Here is a 19,157-nt window from a genome sequence, read left to right on the forward strand (position 1 = left end):
AACTTACGTCTTACCGCCTTACTCCGCGGGTGTCGACCGGCCGATGCGCTTGATCTCCCAGTGCAGCTCGATGCCGGAGGTCTCGCGCACCCGCCGGCGGACCTCCTCGCCGAGGGTCTCGATATCGGCGGCCGTGGCATTGTCGCGGTTGATCAGGAAGTTGCAGTGCATCTCCGAGACCTGCGCACCGCCGACCGTGAGGCCACGGCAGCCGGCCGCGTCGACGAGTTGCCAGGCTTTGCCGCCGGGCGGGTTCTTGAAGGTCGAGCCGCCGGTGCGCTCGCGGATCGGCTGGGCCGCCTCGCGCGCCGCCGTCACCCGCTCCATCTCGGCCTCGATGGCCGCGCGGTCGCCCGGACGGCCCCGGAAGACCGCCTGGGTGAAGATCACGTCGGCGGGGGCGCCGCTGTGCCGGTAGGCGAAGCCCATCTCGGCGTGGCTGAAGCGGCGCGGGTTGCCCTGGCGGTCGACGCCGTGCGCTTCGACCAGCACGTCGGTGGTCTCGCCGCCATGGGCGCCGGCGTTCATGCGCAGGGCGCCGCCGACCGAGCCGGGAATGCCGCGGAAGAACGCGAGCCCGTCGAGCCCGGCCTCGGCCGCCGTCTTGGCGAGGCGCATGTCCGGCACCGCGGTGCCGACCCGCAGGGTCTCGCCGTCGATCGCCACCGTGCCGAAGGCCTTGCCGCCGAGCCGGATCACCACGCCGGGTACGCCGCCGTCCCGCACGATGAGGTTCGAGCCGAGGCCGATCACGGTGACGGGGGTCTCGGGGTCGAGGGCGCCGAGCAGGACGCCGAGGTCCTCCGCATCGGCCGGGGTGAACAGCACCTGGGCAGGACCGCCGACGCGGAACCAGGTCAGGTCCGAGAGCGGCTGGTTGGCGATCAGCCGCCCCCGCAGGCCGGGCGCCCGGGCACGGATGTCGGGCGTGATGTCCGGGAAGGCGGTCATGCGAGCACCTCCCCTTTCACCGCTTGCGGGGAGATTGCCCCGCTCTCTTTGTCGGGGGCGAAGCGCGCGGAGCGTGGGTGACGGGACACCGTGGACAGGGGCTGTGCGTCCATGAGAAACGCCCTCTCACCTCCGCCCTTCGCGCTCATGCCGAGCGCGACGAGAGGTTCGGCGTCCTCTCCCCGCAAGCGGGGAGAGGCTGGGAGGGCCGCGAGGATCGTCGCGGGGATGCAATCGGTTTGATGCATGATGTCGGAATTCCAGAAGCTTGGGATGCGATAGCCGCGCGCGATCAACCAGGCATCTCGGGCCTGATCGTGCGTGTTCGCAGCGTACTGACTACCATCCGCCTCGACGATGAGCCGCGCTTCGCGACGGCCGAAGTCGGCCCTGTGGGGACCGATCTGCGCCTGCCGAACGAACTCGAAACCAGCAAGGCGCCGATCCCTCACGTGCGACCGGAGACGCCGTTCGGCCTCAGTTTCATTGGCCCGCAAGATCCGGCGGAAGCGCGTGCGCGCCTTCGAGGCAGCGCGCATCGGCGTCTCACGCCTTCACACCATCCAGAGCCGCGAGTTCGCCCGGGAGCGCATAGGCCCATTGGGTGATGTTGCCGGCCCCGAGGCAGACCACGTAGTCGCCCGGCTTGGCGCGGCCGGCGACGATGCCGGCGAGGTCTTCCGAACGCTGGAGCGCGATGGCGTCGCGGTGGCCGCGGGACTTGAGGCCCGAGACGAGGCCGTCGCGGTCCATGCCCTCGATCGGCGCCTCGCCCGCCGCGTAGACCGGGGCGACGATGACCGTATCGGCATCGTTGAAGCAGGTGCAGAAATCGTCGAACAGCGAGGCGAGGCGGGTGTAGCGATGCGGCTGCACGATGGCGATGACGTTGCTCTCGGTGGAGGCGCGGGCGGCCTTGAGCACCGCCTTGATTTCCACCGGATGGTGCCCGTAATCGTCGAAGATCAGGGCCCCGTTCCACTCGCCGGTGCGGGTGAAGCGGCGCTTGACCCCGCCGAAGCCGGCCAGCGCCTTGCGGATCGCCTCGGGCTCGACGCCGAGCTCGTGCGCGACGGCGAGGGCCGCGGTGGCGTTCAGGGCGTTGTGCTTGCCCGGCATCGGCAGGACGAGGTCCTCCATCTCCAGGCGGAAGCCGGGGCGGCGGTCGCGGATCATGACGCGGAAGCGGCTCTGGCCACCGCGCAGGTCCACGTCGATGAGGCGGACGTCGGCCTGCGGATTCTCGCCGTAGGTGATGATGCGACGGTCCTCGATGTGGCCGACGAGGTCCTGCACGATCGGGTGGTCGATGCACATGACGGCAAAACCGTAGAACGGGATGTTGTCGATGAAGCGCCGGAAGGCGTCCTTGACCGCGTCGAACGAGCCGAAATGGTCGAGGTGCTCGGGGTCGATGTTGGTGACGATGGCGACGTCGGCCGGCAGCTTCAGGAAGGTGCCGTCGGATTCGTCGGCCTCCACCACCATCCACTCGCCCTCGCCCATGCGGGCGTTGGTGCCGTAGGCGTTGATGATGCCGCCGTTGATCACGGTGGGGTCGAGGTTGCCGGCGTCCAGCAGGGTGGCGACCAGGGAGGTCGTCGTGGTCTTGCCGTGGGTGCCCGCGATGGCGACGCAGGACTTGAAGCGCATCAGCTCGGCCAGCATCTCGGCCCGGCGCACCACCGGCAGGCGGCGCTCGCGGGCGGCGACGAGCTCGGGATTGTCGCGGCGGATCGCGGTCGAGACCACCACCAGGGCGGCGTCCTCGACGTTGCCGGCCTCGTGACCGATGAAGGTGCGCATGCCCTTGTCGGAGAGCCGCCGGACATTGGCGTTGTCGTTGGCGTCCGACCCCTGCACGGTGTAGCCGAGATTATGCATCACCTCGGCGATCCCGGACATGCCGATGCCGCCGATGCCGATGAAGTGGATGGGACCGAGCTTGTCGGGCAGCTTCATGGGAAGGACCAGTCTCAGGGGCGTCGGGGGTCCGGACGAACCGGCCCGAACGGGGTCAATCGGCGGACGCCGTCAGGTGCGGGCCGCCGTCGCGATGACGATGTCGGCGAGCCGCTCGGCCGCGTCGTGAATTCCGGCGCTTTTGGCGGCTGAGGCCGCCGCGGTCAATTTTCCGGGATTGGTGAAGAGGTCGACCAGCTCCGCCGTGAGGCGATCCGCCGTGAAGGCGGATTGCGCGATCGCCTGCGCGGCGCCGATGGCGGCGAGCGTCGCGGCGTTGGCCGCCTGATCCTGATCGAGGGCGCCGGGGAGCGGCACCAGGATGGCGGGCCGCCCGATGGCGGCGAGTTCCGAGACCGTGGAAGCCCCGGAGCGACCGATGACGAGGTGCGCCGCCGCCATCCGGGCCGGCAAATCCTTGAAGAAGGGGGCGGCCTCGAAGCCGGCGAGGCCCAGGCCGAGATAGAGGTTCTGGACCTGCGTCAGGTCCTCGGCCCGCACCTGCTGCACGAGATGGAGCCGGGCGCGCAGATCGGCGGGCAGGTTGGCGATGGCGGCGGGCACGACCTCGCCCATCACCCGGGCGCCCTGACTGCCGCCGAAGACCAGGAGATGCAGCGGATCACCCGGACCGACCGGCGGATAAGGGATTTTCGCGGCCTCGAGCACCGCCGGGCGCAACGGGTTGCCCGTATGGGTCCGGGGCGCGAGGGCCTTGACCGGCACGCCGCGCACGTCGCGAAACCCGGTGGCGATGGCACGGGCGCCGCGCGCCAGGAAGGCGTTGGCCCGGCCCATCACGGCGTTCTGCTCGTGCAGGATGGTGGGGACCTGCAGGATCTGTCCCGCCAGCATCGGCGGCACCGTGGGATATCCGCCGAAGCCCACGATGGCGGCCGGGTTGATGCGTCGGATCTCCCGCGCGGCGACGCCGAAGCCGCGCCCGAGGGTGAGGAGCGCGGTGCCGCGCTTGATCAGGGAGCGCCCCGAGGGCGTGGCGGAGGCGATGGTGACGATCTCGGAGGCCGGGAAGCCGGTGGCGATCGAATCCACCCGGGCATCGGTGGCCAGCGCCACCCGCACGCCGCGGGCGCGCAGGGCGTGGGCCAGGCTCTCGGCGGGAAACAGATGCCCGCCCGTGCCCCCGGCACAGAGCAGGATCGTAGCGGTGGCAACGGTCAACGCATCACTCCGGCGATCGTCGCCGGGGCGGTGCCCGGCGGCTTCTGGCTCAGGGTGGTGGTCCGGGGGCGCTTGCGGGTCAAGGCCACGAGGAAGCCCATGCCGAGGGCGAGCGAGATCAGCGAGGAGCCGCCGTAGGAGACGAACGGCAGGGTCATGCCCTTGGCGGGCATCAGGCGGACGTTCACCGCCATGTTGATGCAGGCCTGCAGCCCGAACAACGTGGTGAGACCCGTGATCGCCAACCGCGAAAAGGTGTCGTCGGTGCGCCGGGCCAGCTTCAGGCCCCGCATGACGATGTAGGCGAAGAGCAGGACGAGGCCGAGGCACACGATGGTGCCGAACTCCTCACCCGTCACCGAGAAGATGAAGTCGGTGTGGGCGTCGGGCAGGTGGCGCTTGGCGACGCCCTCCCCCGGGCCGGTGCCGAACCAGCCGCCGGAATTGAACGATTGCCGGGCCCAGTAGCCCTGGAAGTTGTCGCCGGAATCGCTGTCGAGGAAGCGGTCGATGCGCTCGCGCACGTGGTGCAGGAAGCGGTAGGCGGTGGCGACGCCGATCAGGCCGCCGACGCCGAGGCCCGCCACCCAGAACCAGTGCAGGCCGGCCACGAAGAACAGGGCGCACCACACGATGGTGATGAGCATGGTCTGGCCGAAATCGGGCTGGAGCACGAGCGGCACGATGGTGATGGGCAGGAGCAGGATCGCCAGCAGGCCGCCCGGCATGTCGCGTCGCTGCGCGCCCTCCGAGAAGGCCCAGGCCGCCACCACCACGAAGGCGGGCTTGACGAATTCCGACGGCTGGATGCCGATGGCACCGAACTGGATCCAGCGGTGCGCGCCCTTGATCTCCGGGCCGAACTTGCTCGCCAGGATGCAGAGCGCGACGCCCATCATCCAGGTGAAGAGCGCGACGCGGCGGATGTGGCGCAGGGACAGGAACGACACGCCGACGATGATGAGGATGGTGGGCGCAAGATAGAGCGCCTGCCGATTGAGGAAGTGGAAGGTCGGCAGGCCGATCTTCTCGGCCACGGGCGGCCCGCCGCCCATGAGGAAGACCAAGCCCGCCACCATGAGCGCGCCGAGGCCGGCGAGGAGGCCGCGGTCGACGGTCCACCACCAGTCCGTCAAGGGCGTGCGTTCCGCTCGGGACATCATGGGATCAGCACTCTCCGGGGCCTCACGGCGCCCGGGCAGGGCAGCCGATCGCGGCCGGCGGCGTCAGGCCGGCACGAATTCGATCCTGTGCCGGAATGGTAAACCAAGTGTTGCGATCCGCCGTCGAAGCTTCGCCTGTCCCGAGGGTCGGGCCGTTCGAAGAGCTGGCGCTTCGAGAAGGTTTCACTCGGGCTCCAGCGCATTCGCACAAACCCTCTCCCGCACTTGCCTCCTCGTCGAGCCAGGAACGTCCATCGATTTCCAAGGTCCTGCGTGCGGAAACACGCACGGTTTCTTCTTTTCTACACCCACCTCCCAAAAACAGACAATTCTAATACTGATTGCGATGGATCACTGCTATCCAGCATAGACCAATTTCTTACTCACATAAGATCCGATATTTTGGCGCATCGCGCAGATTTTGCTTCGCTTATCCGGACAGAATAGCGAACATTAAGATTTATTTTATCGCGAAACGCTATTCTTAAGTAGGTGAATTCAATCTTCGATCTGCAGGACGGGATTTTTGATGAGGACGTTCAATAACTTCAGCCTTCTGGTGAAGATCATCATCCCGCTGGTCATGACGACCCTGGTCGCCCTCGGTCTCGTGATCTACGCCCGCTACGCCCTGTCCCAGATTGCGGATCAGACGCGGGAGATCGTCCAGGTGCAGACGGCACGTCAGGGCTACGCGCTCAACCTGCAGATCACCCTGACCGAAGCCGCACTCCAGAACCGCAACATCCTCATCGATCCGACCGGGCCGAGGAGCCAGGACTTCAAGGCCCGGCAAGCCGGCGCCATCGAGGCGACCTACGAGGCGCAGGCCAAACTTGCCGCCCTGGCCGATACGCCCGCGCGCATCGCGGCGAACGCCGATCTTCGGCGTGGGCTGGAATCCTACTTTACCGTTCTGAACCGCTCCTCCGAGGCCGCCCTGAACAACGATCCAGCGACCGGAAACAGGATCGCGCAGGCTGAGGCGGCACCGTTGCGGGCCAAGCTGCGCGAGCAGGCCAATCAGCGGATCACCCTGGTCGAGTCTGAGTTGAAGGCGAGCGCCGCTCACGCCGACGAGATCGTCAGAAGCACCACGACCATGCTGGTGTCCTCGGCCGTCGTCGGGCTGCTGGCCGCCCTGGGCAGTGCCGGCCTGATCGTGATCTACGCGATCGCCCGTCCGGTGAACGCCATGGGCGCCGCGATGGGCCGTCTCGCGAGTGGCGACCTGACGGTCACCGTGGAGGGCATGGCGCGCAAGGACGAAATCGGTCTGCTGGCCCGGTCGCTGGGGGTGTTCAAGGACAACGCCATCCTGGCCCGCAGCCTGGCGGCCGAGCAGGAGGCCGAGAACCAGGCCAAGATGCGCCGGGCCGAAGTGCTCGACGGACTGACCAAGCGCTTCGAGGCCAACGTCTCGAACCTGACGCACGGGCTGGCAGGGGCCGCCACCGAGATGGAAGCCACCGCCCAGTCGATGGCCTCCACGGCGGATCAGTCGATTCAGCAGGCGACGACGGTGGCGAGCGCGGCGGAAGAAACCTCGGCCAACGTCCACACGGTGGCGTCCGCCAGCGAGGAGATGTCCGCCTCGATCCAGGAGATCGTGACCCAGGTCAGCCAATCCTCCGTCATGGCCAACCAGGCCGTCGAGGATACGCACCGCACCGAGGCGACGGTGAAGCGCCTGACCGACGTTGCGGCCAGCATCACCGACGTCGTCGCCATGATCACGAATATCGCGGGCCAGACCAACCTGCTGGCGCTCAACGCCACCATCGAAGCGGCCCGCGCCGGCGAGGCCGGCCGCGGCTTTGCCGTGGTGGCCACCGAAGTGAAGGAACTGGCCGGGCAGACCGCGCGCGCCACGGAGGAGATCCGCACCAAGATCGGCGAGATCCAGGGGGCCACCGGCGAGGTGGTGTCCGACATCACGCGCATCGGCCGGACCATCGCCGACATGTCGACCTACGCCGGCGGCATCGCCGCCGCGATGGAGCAGCAGGGCGCCGCCACCCGGGAGATCGCCCGGAACGTCCAGGAGGCCGCGCAGGGCACCCAGGAGGTGACCAGCAACATCGAGCATGTCCGCGCCGGTGCGGGCTCGACAGGCGCCGCCGCCAGCCAGGTCCTGAGCGCCGCCAAGGAATTGTCGCGCTATTCGGAAAACCTCGGCCAGGAGGTGTCGCAGTTCCTGGCCGGCGTGAAGGCCGCCTGACGGCCCGGGGGACGCACGCGCGTCCCCCGTAATCGCGAGCCCCCCGGAAGGCCGGGCGTCAGGCCGCCTTGCAATCTTCGAACCCGGCGCGGATCGCCTCCGGATCGAGCTTGCGGCCGATGAAGACCACGCGGGAGACGCGCGGCTCGTCGTCCTTCCACGGCCCCTGAAGGTCGCCGTCGAGGATCTGGTGGACGCCCTGGAAGACGAAGCGCTGCGGCTCGTTCGGGAAGGCGACGATCCCCTTGCAGCGCAGGATGTCGGGGCCCTGGACCTGGGTCAGGGTCGAGATCCAGGGCATGAACTTCTCGGGGTCGACCGGTCCGTCGATCTTGGCCGAGACCGACTGCATGTCGTCGTCGTGGTGATGGTGGTGCCCCTCCTCGAGGAAGTCGGGCTCGATGTCGAGGATGCGGCCAAGATCGAAGGCATTGCGCTCCAGCACCGCCTCCAGCGGCACCGCGCAGCGCTCGGTGCGGTGGACCTTGGCGTAGGGGTTGATCGCGCGGATCTGGCCCTCGACCCGGGCCAGGTCCGCCTCCTCCACGAGATCGGCCTTGTTGAGCAGGATCACGTCGGCGAAGGCGATCTGGTTCTTGGCTTCCGGCGCGTCCTTCAGGCGGTCCGACAGCCACTTGGCGTCCGCCACGGTCACCACCGCGTCGAGGCGAGCGGCCGCGCCGACATCCTCGTCGATGAAGAAGGTCTGGGCCACGGGGGCGGGATCGGCGAGGCCGGTGGTTTCGACGATGATCGCGTCGAACTTGCCGCGCCGTTTCACCAGGCCGTCCATGATGCGGATCAGGTCGCCGCGCACGGTGCAGCAGACGCAGCCATTGTTCATCTCGAACACCTCCTCGTCGGCGCCGATGATGAGGTCGTTGTCGATGCCGATCTCGCCGAACTCGTTGACGATCACGGCGTAGCGCTTGCCGTGGTTCTCGGTGAGGATGCGGTTGAGAAGCGTCGTCTTGCCCGCGCCGAGATAGCCGGTGAGCACGGTGACGGGGATCTTCGCGGAGGCGGGGTTCGGGCTGTCGGACATGGTGACTCTTCGTCGATGGCACGGGGTCGCCCGCGCGGGAGGCGTCGCTGCGACCTGTTATATTGTATCAGTCGGGTCGGATGAAACCCCGGTCGGATGAAACCCCGGCAGCCCGCAGCCCGTCGCAGAGCGCCGTGAGGGTGCCGCGGAAGCCCGCCGGTCCGGCCAGCAGGCGCTCCATCAGGAGGGCGCCTTCGAGGGCGGCAATGACCATGCGAGCCGTGGCGGCGGGATCGAGGGAGGCCCGCACGCTTGCGGTCGCGATGCCCTCGGCGAGCACCGCCTCCAGCCAGGCGATGTGCTTTTCGAAGAAGCGGGCGATGTCGGCGCGCAGCGTCTCCGGCAGGGCGTCGCCCTCAATCGCCAGGACGGCGCAGAGGCAGCCCAGCCCGGCCTCGACGCCCCCGAGATAGAGGGTGCCGTAAGCCTCGATCCGCCGGATCGCGTCGGGCTCGCCGGCCCGGATCTCGGCCAGAGCCGCGTCGTAGCGGGCATCGTAGGCGGCCACGAGGGCGCGGGCGAGATCGGACTTGCTCGGGAAGTGGTGGTGGATGCTCGCCTTGCGGATCTGCACCGCCTCGGCGAGGTCGGCATAGCTGAAGCCGGCATAGCTCCGGCGGCGCACCAGGGTCTCGGCCTCCAGCAGCAGCGCGGCGCGGGTATCCCTCATCGTCCCATGATCTCCCCTGCCCGCTCCATCTCGTCCGCCCCGGACCTTTCGACGCTTCGACGCTTCGACGCTTCGACGCTTCGACGCTTGGACACTTGGACATTCCGGCGCGCGGGACCGTGATCGCCGGGACGTGGAGGCTCCGCCTTATGCCGTTGACGTCGGCGGAAATCTACCTACTACTTGGTAGAACAAAAAACGGGAGGCATACATGCGGTCTGAGGCCGGCCGATCACGCTGGAATCCGACGCGTCGCGGCGCCTTGTTCGGCGGCCTGTGCCTGTGCTGCCTGCCCAGCCTCGGGCGCTCGGCGGAGGGCTTCGACCTGCACGAGGTCGGCCCCGGCATCTTCATCCGGCGCGGCCCCGACGCGGAAGCGAGCCCCGAGAACAACGACGCCATCGCCAATATCGGCTTCATCGTGGGCGAGACCTCGGTCCTGGTCACCGAATCCGGCGGCAGTCTCGCCGACGGGGCCTGGCTGCGCGCGGAGATCAGGAAGCGCACGGACAAGCCGATCGGCCATGTGGTGCTGACCCATGTCCACCCCGACCATTGCTTCGGGGCGGCGGCCTTCGCCGAGGACAAGCCGGTTTATGTCGGGCACGGCGCCCTCCGGGCCGCCCTCGACGCGCGGGGCGAATATTATCGCGGCCGCCTCGTCGAAATCCTCGGCGCCGACCGCGCCGGCACGGTGGTCTACCCCACCCTGGAGGTGACGGACGGCGCCGACATCGACCTCGGCGGCCGCACCTTGCGCGTCACCGCCCACGGCCCGGCGCATACGAGCTGCGATCTCTCGATGCGGGATTCCGCCAGCGGCATCCTGTTTCCCGCCGACCTCCTGTTCGTCACCCGCATCCCCTCCCTCGACGGCAGCCTCGTGGGCTGGCTCAAGGAGGCCGACCGGCTGCGCGCAATGGGCGCGACCAAGGCCGTCCCGGGCCACGGACCGACCCTGGTCGACTTCGCCCCCGCCATGGACGACCTGACGCGCTACCTGACGGTGCTTCGCGACGAGACCCGCAAGGCCATCGCGGCGGACCTGCCGATCGAGAAGGCGGTGCAGACGGTCGGACAGGCCGAGCGCGACAAGTGGGTCCTGTTCGACACCTACAATGGCCGCAACGTCACCCAGGCCTTCAAGGAACTGGAATGGGAATGAGGCCGTGGCTCAAGACTGTGACTTGAGGCCGATCCCGCCCCGCGCCACATGATGTCAGAGATCTCGCAAGAAGAACGGATGTCGCAATAAGAACGATCATCCCATAGGAGAAACGCCGTGACCCGCTCAATCACCAACCCTGTTCTCGTCCGCTCGATCCTGACGGCCCTGTCGCTCGCCCTGCCGCTGGTCGGCGCCGGCACCGTGCTGGGGACGGGTCCGAGCCTCGCCGCCGGGGCTTCGGACGACGAGTCGGAGCGTCTCGCCCGCTGGAAGGAGATCCAGAAATCGATCTTCGGCGACAAGACGATCGCGCCGACCGACAGCCTCGTGACGATCGACGCGCCGGTGCGGGCGCTCGATGCCTCGCTGGTGCCGATCACCCTGACCATGCCGGAGAAGGACAAGGTCGCGGGCGTCCACCTCATCATCGACGACAACCCGTCGCCCTACGCGGCGCACGTCACCTTCGGGCCGGGCGCCGAGGCGAACGAACTCAAGCTGCGGGTGCGGGTGAACAACTACACCAACATCCACGCCGTGGTGGAGACCAAGGACGGCCGACTCTTCGAGACCACGAAGTTCGTCAAGGCTTCGGGCGGCTGCTCGGCCCCGATGGGCATGAGCGACGAGGAGGCGATGAAGGGCATGGGCGACATGAAGATGAAGTTCGCCGAGAGCCAGCCCGGCCAGCCGGTCGAGGCGACGCTGATGATCCGCCATCCGAACTTCAGCGGCATGCAGATGAACCAGATCACCCGCGACTACACGCCGGCCCGTTACATCAACAAGATCGCGATCAGCCGCGGCGGCCAGACCATCCTGACCCTGGACGGCGACATCTCGATCGCGTCGAACCCGGTCCTCAACTTCGCCCTGAAGCCCGACGGCCAGGGGCCGATCCAGGTGGTGGCCTCCGACAACCAGAACGGCCGGTGGGAGCACAGCTTCCCCGCCCCGAGCGCGACCAACTGAGCGGGCGCCCCATCATGCTGCGCCTCGTCCGGCTCGCGCTCGCGGGCGCCGCCGCCTTCGTCCTGGCGGCGGCGAGCCCGGCCGATTCCCCCGTCAACGTGCCGGAGCCGGACGGGATCTGGACCGGGCCGCAGCGGGGTTACACCCCCGCCACCCTGTCGGGCGCCACGGTCCTCACCATCGACACCCTCGACGCCCTGATAGCCCGTGACAAGCCTGTCCTGCTCGACGTGTCCCTGGCCGACCGGCGCCCGGCGGGCTTTCCGTCCGACCGTCCCTGGCTGCCCGCCCACCGCTCGGTGCCCGGTGCGGTGTGGATGCCCAATGCGGGCGCCGCCCCCCTCGATCCGGCGCACGAATCCCTGTTCCTGAAACGCGTGGCGGACCTGACCGGGGGTGACAAGGACCGGGCCATCGTCGCCTTCTGTCATCCCGAATGCTGGGGCAGCTGGAACGCGGCCAAGCGGCTGGTGCTCGAAGGCTATCGCGCCGTGCACTGGTTCCCCGAGGGCATCGAGGGCTGGCAGGAGCGCCACCCGACCACGGTCATCACCGAGGATGCCGCCTGGACGGCCCGGAGCGGCGGCGAGGCCCAGCGCTGAGGCGCGGGCCGAGCCGCTGCCAGGACGAACGTCAGATTCCGATCAGGATAAGCGTCTCGCCCGGCGGGATTTTTCCGTCTTCGCCGGCCTGCGCTCAAACAATCAGCATGCGGATACTCAGCCCCCAGTGCGAACGCAGTTGACAGGGAGCCGGTTGTGGCGGAATAAAGGCATCGAACGGCGCCCGAAAGTCTAGGGAGGAAACGCCCGGAGAGAGTTCGGAGCAGCGACGCCATCGCTGTTACTGATACCCCCGGACAAGACTTTCCACGCAGTGACATTCGCCGGTAATGTCTGCGGTGGGCAGCCTGATATCTGATATATCACTTGCACGACGAAGGCCTTGCGGCGCGACAATCGTGCGGGAGCGTCACACCGGCCCGCGCCATCTCCGCCGAGGCGGTGTATAGAGCCTCCACCAGCAGACGGTCCGCCGCGTTCCGGCGGCCCGAACCAGCCGGGTGGAGTTCGATGTCGCAAGCCGTTCAGTCCCGCCGAATCCGCGCGATCGACCTGGCCAAGCGCAAGGCCGAGGGGCGCAAGATTATCGCGCTCACGGCCTATCACGCGCACACGGCCGGCATCCTCGATCCCTATTGCGACTTCATCCTGGTCGGCGATTCCCTCGGCATGCTGATGCACGGCATGGAATCGACCCTGCCGGTGACCCTGGAGATGATGATCGTCCAGGCGCAGGCCGTGATCCGGGGCACCTCCCGAGCGCTGATCGTGGTGGACATGCCGTTCGGCTCCTACGAGGCGAGCCCGCAGCAGGCCTTCCTCAACGCCGCTCGCGTGCTCAAGGAGACGGGGGCCGGGGCGATCAAGATGGAGGGCGGCGCACGCTTTGCCGAGACGGTGGCCTTCCTGGTCGAGCGCGGCGTGCCGGTGATGGGCCATATCGGCCTGACCCCGCAATCGGTGAACACCATGGGGGGCTTCAAGGTGCAGGGCCGCGAGGCCGACGGCGAGCGCCGCCTGATGGCCGATGCCCGCGCCATCAACGATGCGGGCGCCTTCGCCATCGTGATGGAGGGCATCGTCGAGCCGGTGGCCCGTGCCATCGCCACCGCCCCCGAGATCACCACGCCCACCATCGGCATCGGCGCCACCATGGCGTGCGACGGGCAGATCCTCGTCCTCGAGGACATGCTCGGCCTCAGCGACCGAGTGCCGAAATTCGTAAAGCGTTTCGGCACCCTGCGGGGCCAGATCGAGGCCGCCGTGAAGGACTATGCCGACGAGGTCCGCTCCGGCACCTTCCCGGCCGAGGAGCACACCTACCAGCCGTTGTGACCGGCCTCCGCGGGTTTGCCCCGCGCAAGCCGGCCCCGGGCGGCTACCAGCGATAGCCGATGCTGCCGAGCACCCGGCGGCGCTCGCCGTAGTAGCAGGCCGTGACGGTGCTGCAGCTGTTGACGATGCGCTCGTCCGAGACGTTCGCGACGTTGAGGGCGAAGCGCCAGCCTTCCCAGTCGTAATGGGCGACGAGGTCGCCGACGACGTAGCCCGGCACCCGGAACTGGTTGGCCTGATCGGCGAAGGAGCGCCCGACGCCGCGCACGCCGCCGCCGAGACCGAAGCCGCGCAGGATGCCGTTCTGGAAGGTGTAGTCCAGGAACAGCGAGCCGTACTGCTCCGGCGTGTTGGTCGGGGTGGTGCCGAGAAGCGCGGTGTTCAGGTCCCGCGTCACCGAGAGGTCGTAGGCGGTGTAGGAAGCCACCGCCCGCAGACCGGGTGCGAGGTTGGCCACCATCTCGACCTCGGCGCCGCGCGAGTTCACGGCACCGGTCTGGACCACCTGCTGGATGTTGAGCGGGTTGGTGGTCAGCACGTTCGAGCGGGTCAGGTCGAACAGTGCGGCGGCGAAGTAGCCGTCGAAACCCGGAGGCTTGTACTTCAGACCGATCTCGGTTTGCTCGCTGCTCTCGGGCAGGAGGAGTTGGCCGGTCACACCGTTGAGGCCGACGGTCGGGTTGAAGCCCTGCGCGTAGGAGACGTAGGGAGCGAGCCCGGATTCGTCATTGTAGATCAGGGCGACGCGGCCGCTGAAGGCGCTGGTGTCCCGGGTGGCGTTGTTGACGCCGAGCCGGTCGACGTTGTCGGTGGCGACCCAGTCGTGGCGGCCGCTGAGCACGAGGGAAAAATTGCCGACGGTGATCTCGTCCTGCAGGTAGGCCGCAAACTGGTTCTGGGTGATCAGCGCGTTCTGATAGACGAAACTCGGGTTCAGAGGCGTGTTGGGATAGATCGGTCGGACCAGATTCAACGAAGGTCCGCTGCCGAAGGCTCCGAAATCGTCGATCTGGTAGCGTCGGTACTCGAAACCCGCCAGCACCGTATGCCCGAAATCGCCCGTGCGGAACGGGATGACGAGTTGGTTGTCGATATCGCTCTGCACCGCCGCGCCACGGGTGAAGAAGTCGAAGCGGCTGAGGTCGGCTGCGGCCGGCGTGGTGGCGTAGCCGCCGCCGTAACGGTTGGACAGATTGACCGTGACCGTGCCGTGGCGTGCGTTCTGCCGGAACTTGATGTCATTGTCGAAGCGATGCTCGAACTCGTAGCCCACCATGTCCTGTGAACGGGTCAGGCGGTCGGTCGCCGGGTCGCCGGTGAAGCGGCTCGTCTTGATGAAGCCGAAGGGCGCCGGTGTCACCGTGCCCTCGTAGGGCAGGAAGTTCTGGGTGCCGGCACGGTCGCGCTGCACCTGGGCCAGAAGGGTCAGCGAGGTGTCGGCGTCCGGCTTCCAGGTGATCGAGGGCGCGAAGAAGAAGCGGTCGTTGTTGACGAAGTCGACCTGCGTTCCGCCGCCCCGGCCGAGCCCGACGAGGCGATAGAACAGCTTGCCCTCGGTGCCGGCCTCCACGGGACCGCCGATGTCGAAGCCCGCATAGGCGTTGCCGAAATTGTCGATTCCGGCCTCGACGTAGCGGATCGGCACGATCGGCGGGCGCTTGCTCACCGCGTTGATGATGCCGCCCGGGCTGGCGCCGCCATAGAGGCCGGAATTCGGTCCGCGCAGGATTTCCAGGCGCTCCAGGCCGAAGGGCTCCAGCTTCCAGGTGGCGAAGGCCGAGGTGAACAGCTGCAGACCGTCGAGGAAGTAGCCGGATTCCTGGGCGGTGAAGCCACGGATGAGGAACCAGTCGTTGCGCGGATCGGCGCCGAAGGTCTCGCCGCGGATGCCCGGCGCGTAGCGCGTCGCCTCGGCCAGACTCGTCGGCTTCTGGTCGTCGATCTGCTGGCGTCCCACCACCGAGATCGCCTGTGGCGTCCGGAGGATCGGGGTGTCGGTCTTGGTACTGGAAACGGAACGGGTCGCGACGTAGCCGGCGACGGGGCCGCGCGGGTCCTCGGCCGCACCGATCGCGGTGACGCCCCGGCGATCGCCGACGACCTCCAGGGTGTCGAGCGTCACGTTCGAAGCGCTCGGCGGGCTGGATTGCTGCGCGACCACCGAACCCGCCATACAGGTCACGAGGGCAGCCGTCGAACCGATCAGTGTCCGGCGAAGAACGGCACCGCTATTCAACTTGTGCGCGAGCAGAAACCCAAAGATGATTGGCACGTGTGGACCTGCGACCAAAGATTATTTTGGTGCATTGGAATGAAAACATCAGACGGTCAACGATCCAGACGGGACTGAAAACTGATCATTTCATGCCGTGCTCGCAAGGCAACATCTTAGAATCAGTACAATGAAATACTGGAAGACACACATCCACATGCCCGACAAGCGGACGGGCGAAAGCTTTCATCTCGCTCCGGGGGCGATGCCGCTGCCTGACATGCAAACGGGCCCCGCCTGCGATGGCGGAGCCCGTTGGGATCGTTCGTGGAGAGCAGCGCCGTCGGGGACCGCGCCGAGATGCGTCGCGGCGACGCGTCCTATTCGCAGACGCGGACGCGGCGGATGTGCTCGTAGCCGTAGGCGTCGATGAAGCCGCGGCGTTCCATGTGGCACACCTCCTCTTCGACATAGACCGGGCGCGGCGCGCGATAGACCGGGCGACCCGGGTAGTAGCCGCCGTCGTTCTGCGACGAGGCGATGGCGCCGCCGATGGCGAGGCCGCCAAGCACGCCGAGGGCGGCCGCGCCGCCCGCCCCGATTCCGTCGCGCGCCTGGGCGCTCGGAACGGCCACGACGGCGACCGTGGCGGCCACCAGGGCCGCGACCAGCGTATTCTTCATAGCTCCGTTCCTTCAATCCCGAAGAGCTTGCGTCAAATCAGAAGCGTCACAGTGAGAGAGAATCACCGAACGGTTGATGAACGGTAAGAGAATCGATGATTGTCAGCCCCCCGGCTGTGCGCTGCCTCACGCATCCTTGAAGATCCTCACTTCAAGATCTCCCTGCCGAGTCCCGTCCCACGCAGGCCCCCGGGACGATCATACCCCTTCGGGCCGCCGCCCGGCACGCCGGCTCAGATCGTTCCGGTCGGTGCCTCCACCAGGGTAAGCAGCGTCCGGCGCAGCCAGCGATGGGCGGGATCGTCGTCATAGGAGGCATGCCACAGCATCGAGACCGCGACGTCCTCCAGGGCCACGGGCGTCGGGCTCACGGTGAGTCCGAGGGCGCCGGCGAAGAAGGTGGCGAGTCGCGCGTGCATCGTGGTCAGGACCGGGGCGCTGCGCACCAGGAACGGCACCGCGAGGAAGCGCGGCGTGGTCACCGCCAGGGTCCGGCTGCGTCCTAGCTTGGCGAGCGCATCGTCCACCACCCCGTGCGCAGTCTCCTTCAGGCTGGTGAGCACGTGGGGAAAGCGCAGGTAATCGTCGAGCGAGATCGGCGGCGACAGCCCGACGAGGTCCGCGTTGAACATGCACAGGTAGCTGTCGCGATAGAGCAGGCGCTGCTTGTGGTGCGTCTGGCCCTCCGAGAAGAAGCCGATGCCGAGGTCGACCCGGTCGGCATCGAGTTCCTGCAGGATGCGGATGCGGTCGATGGAGCGCAGCAGCAGGCTGATGCCGGGCGCCTCCGCCCGCAGATGGGCCAGCAGGCGCGGACCGATCAGCACCTCGGCGCTGTCCGGCAGCCCGATGGTGAAGGTGCGGGTCACGGTGCGGGGATCGAACTCCGCATCGCGCCGCACCAGGGCCTGGATCTGCCGCAGCAGCGTCCGCACCGGCTCGGCCAGCGCCAGGGCGCGGGGCGTCGGCCGCATCCCCTCCGGGGACCGGGTCAGGAGTTCGTCGCCGAACAGGGTTCGGAGACGGGCGAGGCTGCTGCTCATGGCCGACTGGCCGATGCCGATGCGGGCGGCTGCCCGGGTGACGCTCCGCTCCGACAGGAGCGCGTTGAGGGCCACGAGCAGGTTCAGGTCGACCCGGGATAGATCGACGTAATCAATAGTCATTATCGATTCGTTCTGTTTGATCCATGGTGCAACGCACAGCATATTCGCCTCAGAAGCAAGGGCATCGGGCGCCTTGCCCCAGAGCAGAGACCTTCGATCATGTCCGTTCGTACCACACTCCTCACCGCCGCCACCGTGCTCGCCACCCTCGCGGGTGCAGCCCAGGCCGAGCCGATCAAGGCCCGCGCCGGCGGCAGCGTCAGCCTCGGCGACGTGGCCGGCGTCGCCTACTACACCCCCGAGCCCACGGGTTACCGGCTCGTCGTCACCCTCGCCCGCACGGAGAGCGCCGGCCCGGTGCGCTTCGAGACCGTGCTGGCCAACGGCCAGAGCGTCACCCTCTCGACGCCGCGCGACCTCGGCGGCGAGACCCAGGCGATCGAGATCCTCCGCACGGGCGACAGCGTCTCGGTCTCCCGCGCCAAGCCGACCGTGACCCGCGAGGCCGCGGCCCTGAACTGAGGCCCCCGCCGTGACGGCGCGCGACCTCGACGACGGATCTCCCGGCCCCCAGGCCGGGGGATCCGAGCCCCCGCCGGTCGTCTCGGCGCTGGCAGCGCGGGGATGGACTGCATCGGGATTGAGCGAGGCACGGCGTGATTTTCGGCTGGCCTTATCGGTGGTGCGGGTCACAATGCCACTCCCGAAGCGACCCGAGTCTCAGCATGCGCCGTACCCTGCCGATCGCCCTGATGGCCCTGATGGCCGGCACCGTCCTGCCCGCGCGCGCGCTGGAGGGACCGATCCCGGCCAAGCCCGGCGCAACGGTGATGCCCGGCGCGACGGTCACGCCTGGCAATGGGGCACCGGCGCCGACCGCCGCGGCCAAGCCGCGGGTCGTCATCGTGGCCACGGGTGGCACCATCGCGGGCGCCGGCGCGGACGCCGCCAACAGCGCGACCTACCAGGCCGCCAAGGTGCCGGTGGACAAGCTGATCGCCGCCGTGCCGGCCATCGCCCAGGTGGCGGACGTGCGCGGCGAGCAGGCCTTTCAGATCGCCTCCGAGAGCTTCACCAACGCGCAGCTCATCGAGCTCGCCAAGAAGATCTCGGCCCTGGTCAAGCGCGACGACGTCGACGGCGTCGTCGTCACCCACGGCACCGACACGGTGGAGGAGACGGCCTACTTCCTCGACCTCGTGGTGAAGACCGACAAGCCCATCGTGATGGTGGCCTCGATGCGCCCCTCAACCGCCATCTCGGCGGACGGCGCCCTCAACCTCCTCGACGCCGTGACCGTGGCCGGCGCCAGGGACGCCCGCGCCAAGGGCGTGCTGCTGACCATGAACGACGAGATCCAGGCCGGCCGCGACACCACCAAGCGCATCAACATCAAGCCCTCGGCCTTCTTCAGCCAGTGGGGCCCCCTCGGCATGGTGGTGGAGGGCAAGACCTACTGGTTCCGCGCCCCGGTGAAGCGCCATGGCACAACCTCCGAGTTCGACATCGACACCATCGACAGCCTGCCCGACGTCGCCATCGTGTACGGCTCCGGCAACATGCACCCGGAGCCCTATACCTCGGCGGTGGCGGGCGGCGCCAAGGCGATCATCCATGCGGGCACCGGCAACGGCTCGGTGGCGGGCTACCTCGTCGACACCCTGAAGGACATCCGCTCCAAAGGCGTGCAGATCATCCGCTCGTCCCGCGTCGGCGACGGCTTCGTCCTGCGCAACGCCGAGCAGCCCGACGACAAGTACGACTGGGTGGTGGCCCACGATCTGAACCCGCAAAAGGCCAAGATCCTGGCCGCCGTCGCTCTGACGAAGACGCAGGACTCGAAGGAACTGCAGCGGATCTTCTGGGAGTATTGAGCAGCGCGGGTCGAGCGTCGACGCCATGGACGCGGCCGTCCTCGACCCGA

17 protein-coding genes are annotated in these 19,157 nt (G+C 68.1%); 7 read left to right on the plus strand and 10 right to left on the minus strand.

Features of this window, described 5'->3' with window-relative positions:
• Positions 1-18: 18 nt before the first annotated feature.
• From murB to J7U37_RS11765, 5 genes are all read right to left on the minus strand, one after another.
• A complete protein-coding gene (gene murB, locus J7U37_RS11745; protein ID WP_247635844.1) occupies positions 19-951 on the minus strand; it encodes a UDP-N-acetylmuramate dehydrogenase in 933 nt (310 codons plus the stop codon).
• A complete protein-coding gene (locus J7U37_RS11750) occupies positions 948-1,490 on the minus strand; it encodes a DUF559 domain-containing protein (protein WP_247635845.1) in 543 nt (180 codons plus the stop codon). The genes murB and J7U37_RS11750 overlap by 4 nt, the downstream gene beginning before the upstream one ends.
• Before the next feature lie 7 nt (positions 1,491-1,497).
• Positions 1,498-2,913 (minus strand): UDP-N-acetylmuramate--L-alanine ligase, encoded by a 1,416-nt coding sequence (gene murC / locus J7U37_RS11755; RefSeq protein ID WP_056181790.1) that lies wholly within the window; start codon positions 2,911-2,913, stop codon positions 1,498-1,500.
• 72 nt (positions 2,914-2,985) lie between these two features.
• Positions 2,986-4,095, minus strand: a complete 1,110-nt coding sequence (murG, locus tag J7U37_RS11760) for an undecaprenyldiphospho-muramoylpentapeptide beta-N-acetylglucosaminyltransferase (protein WP_247635846.1) — start codon at positions 4,093-4,095, stop codon at positions 2,986-2,988.
• Positions 4,092-5,258, minus strand: coding sequence for a putative peptidoglycan glycosyltransferase FtsW (locus J7U37_RS11765; RefSeq protein ID WP_056181796.1), 1,167 nt, complete (start codon positions 5,256-5,258; stop codon positions 4,092-4,094). The genes murG and J7U37_RS11765 overlap by 4 nt, the downstream gene beginning before the upstream one ends.
• A gap of 529 nt (positions 5,259-5,787) precedes the next feature.
• On the opposite strand from J7U37_RS11765, the gene J7U37_RS11770 reads away from it, so the two are divergent.
• Positions 5,788-7,479: a HAMP domain-containing methyl-accepting chemotaxis protein gene (locus tag J7U37_RS11770; RefSeq protein ID WP_247635847.1), complete on the plus strand. Its 1,692-nt coding sequence runs from the start codon at positions 5,788-5,790 to the stop codon at positions 7,477-7,479.
• 58 nt (positions 7,480-7,537) lie between these two features.
• Here J7U37_RS11770 and J7U37_RS11775 read toward each other — a convergent pair whose 3' ends face one another.
• Complete coding sequence (locus J7U37_RS11775; RefSeq protein WP_056485058.1) at positions 7,538-8,524, minus strand: GTP-binding protein; 987 nt, start codon at positions 8,522-8,524, stop codon at positions 7,538-7,540.
• Between the two features lie 67 nt (positions 8,525-8,591).
• Positions 8,592-9,194 carry a TetR family transcriptional regulator gene (locus J7U37_RS11780; RefSeq protein ID WP_247635848.1) on the minus strand — a complete coding sequence of 201 codons (603 nt, stop codon included), beginning with the start codon at positions 9,192-9,194 and terminating at the stop codon, positions 8,592-8,594.
• A 211-nt stretch (positions 9,195-9,405) separates the two neighbouring features.
• On the opposite strand from J7U37_RS11780, the gene J7U37_RS11785 reads away from it, so the two are divergent.
• From J7U37_RS11785 to panB, 4 genes are all read left to right on the plus strand, one after another.
• Positions 9,406-10,359, plus strand: coding sequence for a quinoprotein relay system zinc metallohydrolase 2 (locus J7U37_RS11785; RefSeq protein WP_247635849.1), 954 nt, complete (start codon positions 9,406-9,408; stop codon positions 10,357-10,359).
• Between the two features lie 168 nt (positions 10,360-10,527).
• Positions 10,528-11,334: a quinoprotein dehydrogenase-associated SoxYZ-like carrier gene (locus J7U37_RS11790; protein WP_244478338.1), complete on the plus strand. Its 807-nt coding sequence runs from the start codon at positions 10,528-10,530 to the stop codon at positions 11,332-11,334.
• A gap of 14 nt (positions 11,335-11,348) precedes the next feature.
• Positions 11,349-11,936 (plus strand): rhodanese-like domain-containing protein, encoded by a 588-nt coding sequence (locus tag J7U37_RS11795; protein ID WP_247635850.1) that lies wholly within the window; start codon positions 11,349-11,351, stop codon positions 11,934-11,936.
• A gap of 471 nt (positions 11,937-12,407) precedes the next feature.
• On the plus strand, positions 12,408-13,232 hold the full coding sequence (panB, locus tag J7U37_RS11800) for a 3-methyl-2-oxobutanoate hydroxymethyltransferase (RefSeq protein ID WP_056181814.1): 825 nt from the start codon (positions 12,408-12,410) through the stop codon (positions 13,230-13,232).
• Positions 13,233-13,275: 43 nt separating this feature from the next.
• Here panB and J7U37_RS11805 read toward each other — a convergent pair whose 3' ends face one another.
• The 3 genes from J7U37_RS11805 to J7U37_RS11815 all read right to left on the minus strand — a co-directional run bounded on the left by J7U37_RS11805 (position 13,276) and on the right by J7U37_RS11815 (position 17,293).
• Positions 13,276-15,405, minus strand: coding sequence for a TonB-dependent siderophore receptor (locus J7U37_RS11805; protein WP_247635851.1), 2,130 nt, complete (start codon positions 15,403-15,405; stop codon positions 13,276-13,278).
• A gap of 419 nt (positions 15,406-15,824) precedes the next feature.
• Positions 15,825-16,127: a hypothetical protein gene (locus J7U37_RS11810; protein WP_056485072.1), complete on the minus strand. Its 303-nt coding sequence runs from the start codon at positions 16,125-16,127 to the stop codon at positions 15,825-15,827.
• 233 nt (positions 16,128-16,360) lie between these two features.
• Complete coding sequence (locus tag J7U37_RS11815) at positions 16,361-17,293, minus strand: LysR family transcriptional regulator (RefSeq protein WP_247635852.1); 933 nt, start codon at positions 17,291-17,293, stop codon at positions 16,361-16,363.
• Between the two features lie 99 nt (positions 17,294-17,392).
• Here J7U37_RS11815 and J7U37_RS11820 point away from each other — a divergent pair, with 99 nt between their 5' ends.
• Positions 17,393-17,755 (plus strand): hypothetical protein, encoded by a 363-nt coding sequence (locus J7U37_RS11820; protein WP_247635853.1) that lies wholly within the window; start codon positions 17,393-17,395, stop codon positions 17,753-17,755.
• A gap of 203 nt (positions 17,756-17,958) precedes the next feature.
• The gene (locus J7U37_RS11825) at positions 17,959-19,107 is read left to right on the plus strand and encodes a type II asparaginase (RefSeq protein ID WP_247635854.1); all 1,149 of its coding nucleotides are present in this window, start codon (positions 17,959-17,961) and stop codon (positions 19,105-19,107) included.
• Positions 19,108-19,157: the final 50 nt, after the last annotated feature.

The sequence above is a fragment of the Methylobacterium sp. 37f genome, assembly GCF_023093475.1.
Lineage (GTDB): Bacteria > Pseudomonadota > Alphaproteobacteria > Rhizobiales > Beijerinckiaceae > Methylobacterium.